This is a genomic window from Mycobacterium angelicum (assembly GCF_002086155.1).
GTDB classification, from domain to species: domain Bacteria; phylum Actinomycetota; class Actinomycetes; order Mycobacteriales; family Mycobacteriaceae; genus Mycobacterium; species Mycobacterium angelicum.
Map to the genome: position 1 here is coordinate 1 of NZ_MVHE01000128.1, position 6,071 is coordinate 6,071.

3 protein-coding genes and 1 pseudogene are annotated in these 6,071 nt (G+C 71.2%); 2 read left to right on the plus strand and 2 right to left on the minus strand.

Going from position 1 to position 6,071, the window contains the following annotated elements; translation table 11 throughout:
• Positions 1 to 1,382, plus strand: a pseudogene (locus BST12_RS28165) (secretion protein EspK); the annotation flags it as partial.
• Between the two features lie 79 nt (positions 1,383 to 1,461).
• Positions 1,462 to 2,310 carry a hypothetical protein gene (locus BST12_RS28170; protein ID WP_083116458.1) on the plus strand — a complete coding sequence of 283 codons (849 nt, stop codon included), beginning with the start codon at positions 1,462 to 1,464 and terminating at the stop codon, positions 2,308 to 2,310.
• A gap of 6 nt (positions 2,311 to 2,316) precedes the next feature.
• On the opposite strand, the gene eccD is transcribed toward BST12_RS28170, so the two are convergent.
• Positions 2,317 to 3,852, minus strand: a complete 1,536-nt coding sequence (eccD, locus tag BST12_RS28175; protein ID WP_083116459.1) for a type VII secretion integral membrane protein EccD — start codon at positions 3,850 to 3,852, stop codon at positions 2,317 to 2,319.
• The gene (locus tag BST12_RS35040) at positions 3,849 to 6,056 is read right to left on the minus strand and encodes a MinD/ParA family ATP-binding protein (RefSeq protein ID WP_211281384.1); all 2,208 of its coding nucleotides are present in this window, start codon (positions 6,054 to 6,056) and stop codon (positions 3,849 to 3,851) included. The genes eccD and BST12_RS35040 overlap by 4 nt, the downstream gene beginning before the upstream one ends.
• Between the last annotated feature and the right edge of the window lie 15 nt (positions 6,057 to 6,071).

The window sequence follows — 6,071 nt, forward strand, 5'->3', positions numbered from 1 at the left end:
CACCCACCCCGGAGCCCGCGCCGGCGCCGGCGCCGGTGCACCCGGCTCCCGCACCAGCCCCGGCTCCTGCACCGGCCCCCATTGGACCGCCGTCGCCGGACCAGCCGTCGGCGCCGTCGGGTCCCGGCACCACGCCGGGCGGCCCGGGAACCGAGCCGGCCCATGTCAAGCCGGCGGCGGCCACCGAGACGCCCACGGCGCCCAGTCATCACGGCGCCCCCGCCTCGGGGGGTCCGTCCCGCGACGACTCCTCGGCGGCGGTGGCACCGGCGGCGGCCGGCGGCATGCCGGCGGCGGCCCCCCGCGCGGGCGGGTTCGGATCGGGCGGAGGCGGTGGCTCAACCGGCTCGGGCCAGAGTGCGGGGACGGCCGCGGCCTCCGGCGCGGGTTCGCGTGCTGCAGGCGGACGGGCACCGTTGGGCCCGACCGGCAAAGCACCGGCAACGGCGACCCCCCGGGCCGCGTCCGCGCGTACCGCCCCTCCCGCGCGCCCGGCACCCCCACCCGAGCGTCCCGACGATCGCGACAAAGACAAGCCGGAGTCGGTGGATTCGATCACGCCGTCGCCGTCGATCCCGGTGTCGGCGGCCCGCAGGGCACGCGACGCTGCCGCCGCGGCCGCGCGCCGTGGCAGCAAGGACGACTCGTTGCGATTGGCCCGGCGCATCGCGGCCGCATTGAATGCGGCCGATGTCCGCAGGGAAAGTGACTACGGATTCTTCTGGATCACCGCGGTAACCACCGACGGGGAGATCGTGGTGGCCAACAGCTACGGGCTGGCCTACATCCCCGACGAGGTGCAGTTGCCGGCCAAGGTCTACATGGCCAGCGCCGACCATGCGATTCCCGCCGACGAGAAGGCACGAACGGCCACCTATCCGATCATGGCCGTGCAGGGCTGGGCGGCCTACCACGACCTCAAGCTGCGGGCCGTGATCGGCACCGCGGAGCAGCTGGCCAACTCCGATCCGGGTGCGGCCAAGATCGTGCTCGTAGACGACGACATCCCGGAGACCGGCAAAATGACCGGCCGGTCGCGGCTGGAGGTGGTGGACCCGTCGGCGGCGGCGCAGCTGGCGGACACCGATGACCTGCGGTTGATCGACCTGCTGCCGCCGGCACCGGCCGCCGAGAATCCGCCCGACGACGAGCGGCATATGTTCTGGTTCGACTTGATGAAGCCGATGACCAGCTCGGCCAGTGGTCGCGAGGTCGCCCACCTGCGGGCGTTCCACGCCTTTGCTGTGCACTCCCAGGAGTTGGCCTTGCACCACGCGCACAGCGCAGCCGACGCGGAGGCGCAGCGTCCGGCGATCGCCGACTGGATGTACTGGCGTTACGTCGCAACGCTGCTGGACAGCGCGCTCACCGGCGCCGCATAAGTGCAGAAATTGCCGCAATGGCGGTCCGCACACCTCGGGTAAAATTTGCTGATGGGTTACGTAGAGAAGGGATTGCGCGATGGCTGAACCGCTAGCCGTCGATCCCGCCCGCCTCATTTCGGCGGCGAGCAAGCTCACCGAGCTGACCTTTCCGACGCCGCCCGCTCCGATCGCGGCGACCGGGGCGGACCCGGTGTCGGCAGCGATCAACGAGACCATGCCGGGCATCGAATCGTTGGTTTCCGACGGGATGCCGGGCGTGACCGCCGCCCTCAAGCGCACGGCCACCAGCATGTCGACCGCCGCGGACATCTACGCCAAAGCCGACCAATCGCTGGGCGCCGCCATGAAGCAGTTCGGCTTCGACTCGGCCGGCCAGGCGATGAATGCGCTGGGAGCCAACGCGCTGGGAGCCGGCGCTGCCGGAGGCGTGGCGGGTGCCGCGGCCAAATTGATGGGTGCCGCGGGGGCGCCGGAGGGGGCGGCCGCAGCGCTGCTCGGTGCCCCGGCAGCGGTGGCAGCACAGGTCGGAGCCGCGGTAGGCGTGCAGGCCGCTGCCCTGGCGCCACGCATCGCCGCGACGATCCCGCAGCTGGTGACGCTCGCCCCGATGGGCGCCCAGATGGGCCAGCAGATGTCCCCGATCGTGCAGACCATCAGCCAGAGCGCGCAGCAAGCCGGTCAGCAGGGATCGCAGGGCGGCGCGCCGGCGCCGGACGCCGGCGACCACAAGCCGGCTGACGAAGCCAAGAAGGACGATGAAACCGAGGAACAGGCCGAGAGCGTGGCGCAGGAGGAAGCCGCCGCCGGAGCCGCGTCGGGAGCTTCTGCCGGAAGTGCCGAGATGCTGGGCGGAGTTCCCTTGGCCGGCCCACCGCGCGCGGCCGGTGGCAGCACGTCGTCGAGTTCGGGAACCAGCTCCCTCTAGCCTGCGCTAGAAGCGGATGTTGCGCACCAGGTCGTAGACCCCGGTGATCCACAGCAGCAGCGGAATGATCGACGCCACCATGGCGCCGTCGAGCAACTCCAGCAGCCGCTTCATCACCGGCGACACGCGGCGCACCTGCGCCATCGAACCGATGATCACCAGCGCGACCACCGCGCCGCCGACGTAGATCGCCAGCATCATCCATGCATAGTGCGGGTACCAGAGGGTGAGCTTGACCGCCAAACCCGTCGGAATGACGACGGCGGCTGACAGCAACGCCCAGGCGCACCACCGTTCGGCATACAGCCGCGAGCGGAATCCGCAGATCACCGCGATCAGCCCCGCCACCACCAGGCTGTGGATGAAGAAGTGGCCGCGGACCAGCACCGCGATCGCACCGACCGCCAGGATCAGGGTGCCGGCCGTGACATAGCCGATCAGCAGCTGCTTAGCCAGTTTGCTGCGTTCGGTGAGCCGGGCGGCCGACGCCGGCACCGACGCGATGATGGCCTGCCAGGTCGGCGTCTCGTCGCTGGTGGCCTGATCGGCTGCGACGGGATCGAGCAATTCCTCGTTGTCCACGGTTTCACCCGGAACGGGAATCGGCGGCAAGGCGATCCGCGCGACGGCCACAGTCAGCTTGGCCGCGTTCGTCACGATGAACAGCCCGAAGGCGATCGCGCCGGCCGGCACCCAGTGCTGGTAGCCATAGCCGAATGCGATCGCGGCAAAAATCGCCGCGATGATCGTGATCACGACAAACGAGCCCAGCTCGTGGCGCTGGCGTGGGCCGCCGCGCGTCATGAGTGTCAACAGCAAGACGGCGGTCGCGGCGCCGGCCAGCTGGGGTGCGCCCAATGAGGTGACCCCGCGTGGCAGCGGGACCGCTATGGCCGCCGCACCCGCGATCAGCGGATAGCCCGCCAGCAGCAGACACTCGGAGAGATGCGCATTCTGGTAGAACCGGTGTGCCACAAAACTTGCCGTCAGTACCGCGATGCCCACCAGGCCGATGGCCAGTGGCCAGAACAGACTGCGCCCGGTGGCCCACCACGCCCACATCGCGACGGCGGTAACGGGCACGGACAGGACCGGGATCGCCACGGCGATGAACCGGTCCAACGCCCTGCGGTCGAATTCCGGCGATTCGTCGAGCACCGCGATGGCGTCGATGACGTCCTCGACCAGCGGGCGATACCGCTCAGTGCGGCTCGCCGATACCAGGGTGAGCAAGGAGCCGTCGACCACGCCGGCCTCGTCCAGCGACTGGTCGAGCTTCAGCGGCGGCGAACCCGGCCGCGCGAACGTCCACACGCCCTGGGCGCCGAAGTCGAAGCCGGCCAGGATATCGGCCGGGGTGTCTTCCAGCAGATCGGCCAGCACCGCGACGGTTTCGTCGATGTAGGTTTCCATCGGCACTGCCGCCGGCAGCACCAAATCGGTCATCCGTTTACCGGTAAGGATCGTCACCCGGGTGGTGGCGGGTCTGGCGGGAGTGGCCCCCGCGGCGGTCGAGCCGGTAGCAACAGCAGGTGCGCTCAACGACGTCCAGCCCTTTCAAAATCGTCGGACAGCGCTGCGGCCAGCTCGAGCACCCGTCGCCGATAGACGGGGCCCACCTGGTCCAGCTGGATTTCGGCGCCGGTCGCGATGTGCTTGTCGAACGGAAGCAGCACAACGCGTCCGGGCTGAACTTGTTCTTCGAACTGCCGCACCAATTGCTTTTCGGCGACGTTGGTTTCGCCCAGTGCGACGTGGTTGATGACGACGCAGGCGCGGCTCAGCAGATCCTGGTATCCGTTGTTGCGCAACCAGTCCAGGGCGATCTCGGCTTGCTTGGCGCTGTCGACCGACACACTGGTCACGATCACGATCGCCGACGCCGTTTCCAGCACCCCGAGTGTCACCGGGTCGAACAGGCCAGCGCCACAGTCGGCCAGCACCAGGTTGTAGAACTTCGAGACGGTGTCGACGGCCAGACGTAGGTCCTGTCCGCTGAGCCCGCGTTTGGCGGCGGTGTATTCCGCGGCCGGCAGTATCTCGAGATTGGCTGCGTTCACGCTGGTGTGCGCGCGGATGTCGTTGTAGTGCGACAAGTCCCTGTCCGCGAGCAGATCGGCGATGGACGACGGCGACGTACGGCCCGCGCGCTCGCCCAGGTTTCCCGCGCCGGGGTCCGCGTCCAGGACCAGGATGCGGTCGCCGCGGACCTGCGCGAGCGTCGTGCCCAGTGTGACGGTGGTGGTCGTCTTGCCGGCGCCGCCCTTGAGGCCAAGCACCCCTATCTGATAGGAACCGCGCGGCTTTCTGGCCACCCGGGTATGCAGGTCCAACTCGTACTTCTCGTCGCGGGTGAGGCCGAAGTTGATGCGGGTCAGCTTGTGCACCCAGCGCCGCCAGCCTCGTTTCGAGACGAGCTTGCCGGGCTTCACGGGCGTCGGCTGCGCAGTTACCGGGACGGGCTCGATGAGCGGTTGCGGCGCGGCGGCGCGGGGTTGCGGTGCCGGGGGCGGCTGCGGTGCCACTGGCGGTTGCGGTGGCGGGGACTGAGCCGCGGCGGCCTCCTCGGCGCGCCGCCTGGCGCGCCGGCCGATGGTTGGCTCGGGTGCCGAATCACCTTGTGTGGCAAGAGGAGTGGTGTCGGCGGGCGGAGGCTGCGCAGCCCCACCCTGGGGCAGCCATGCGAACGGGGTGGCGCTGTCGTCGTCTTCGCGATAGCGGTGCCGTCGCACCCGCGGCGTCGGCGGGGTTTGCGGCGGCGGCGGCGGCGGAATGGGCGGCGGTTGCGGGGGACCGGCGACGCGCGGCCGGCGCGGTAGCGAGGGCGCGTCCGGGGCGTGGGGTGGTCCGCCGGCCGGCGGCCGCTCGAGCGGGGCCTGACGCGGCGGCTCCGATTCTCCGATCGGCCCCCCGATTGGCAGGGGTCGGGTGGCGGGTATCGGACCCGACGGCCGTTCATGGGCACCCGGGCGGGGCGGTGGCGGAGCCGGATGCTGGACCGGCCGATGCGGTCCGGCGGGCATCGGCGGCGCTCCTGCTGACTGCTGTGGTGGCTTCGGTAGCACCGACGGGGGTTGCGGTACCACCGACGGCGGCTTCGGGGGTGCCGGCGGAGGTTGTGGCGGCGCCGGCCGCGGTTCGACCGACGCCTTCGGCGGTTCGGGCGGCGCCGGTGGTTCGACCGCTGCCTTGGGTGGTTCGACCGCTGCCTTCGGCGATTCGGGCGGCGCCGACGGTTCGGGCAGCGGTCCAGCCGCGGCTTGCGGCGGTTCCGGCTTGGCCGGCGGCGGCTCTGGCTCCGCCTGTGGCGGTTCCGGCTCGGCCTGCGGCGGTTCCGCTGACACCGGTGGCCGCCCACCGATCGGCATCGGTGGAGCGGGTGGTTTAGCTTCTGCCACTTGGGGTTCGGCGGAAGCTTGCGCCGGCTCGGGTCCCGCCGCCGCCGGTTCGGGTTCCACTGCAGGCGGTTCGGGCGGAGACGGCGGCTCGGGAGCAGCCGGCGGGGTGGGCGGTCCGCCGATGGGCATCGGGGGAGGGGCCTGCGGCGCTTCGGACGCGGCCGGCCGGATTGGCGCCGGTCCGGCGATCGGCATCGGGGGCGCCGTTGCTTTGGGTCCGGCCGACGAGGCGCCGCCGGCCGGCATCGCGTCCGGCGGGGGCTCGGCCTGCTTCCGGGGCAACTCGGGCCGTGCGGGCGGCGGCTCGGGCGGTTCGGGCGGCCCGCCGACAGGCGTCGGCGGGGCCATCGGCGGCGGCGGTGG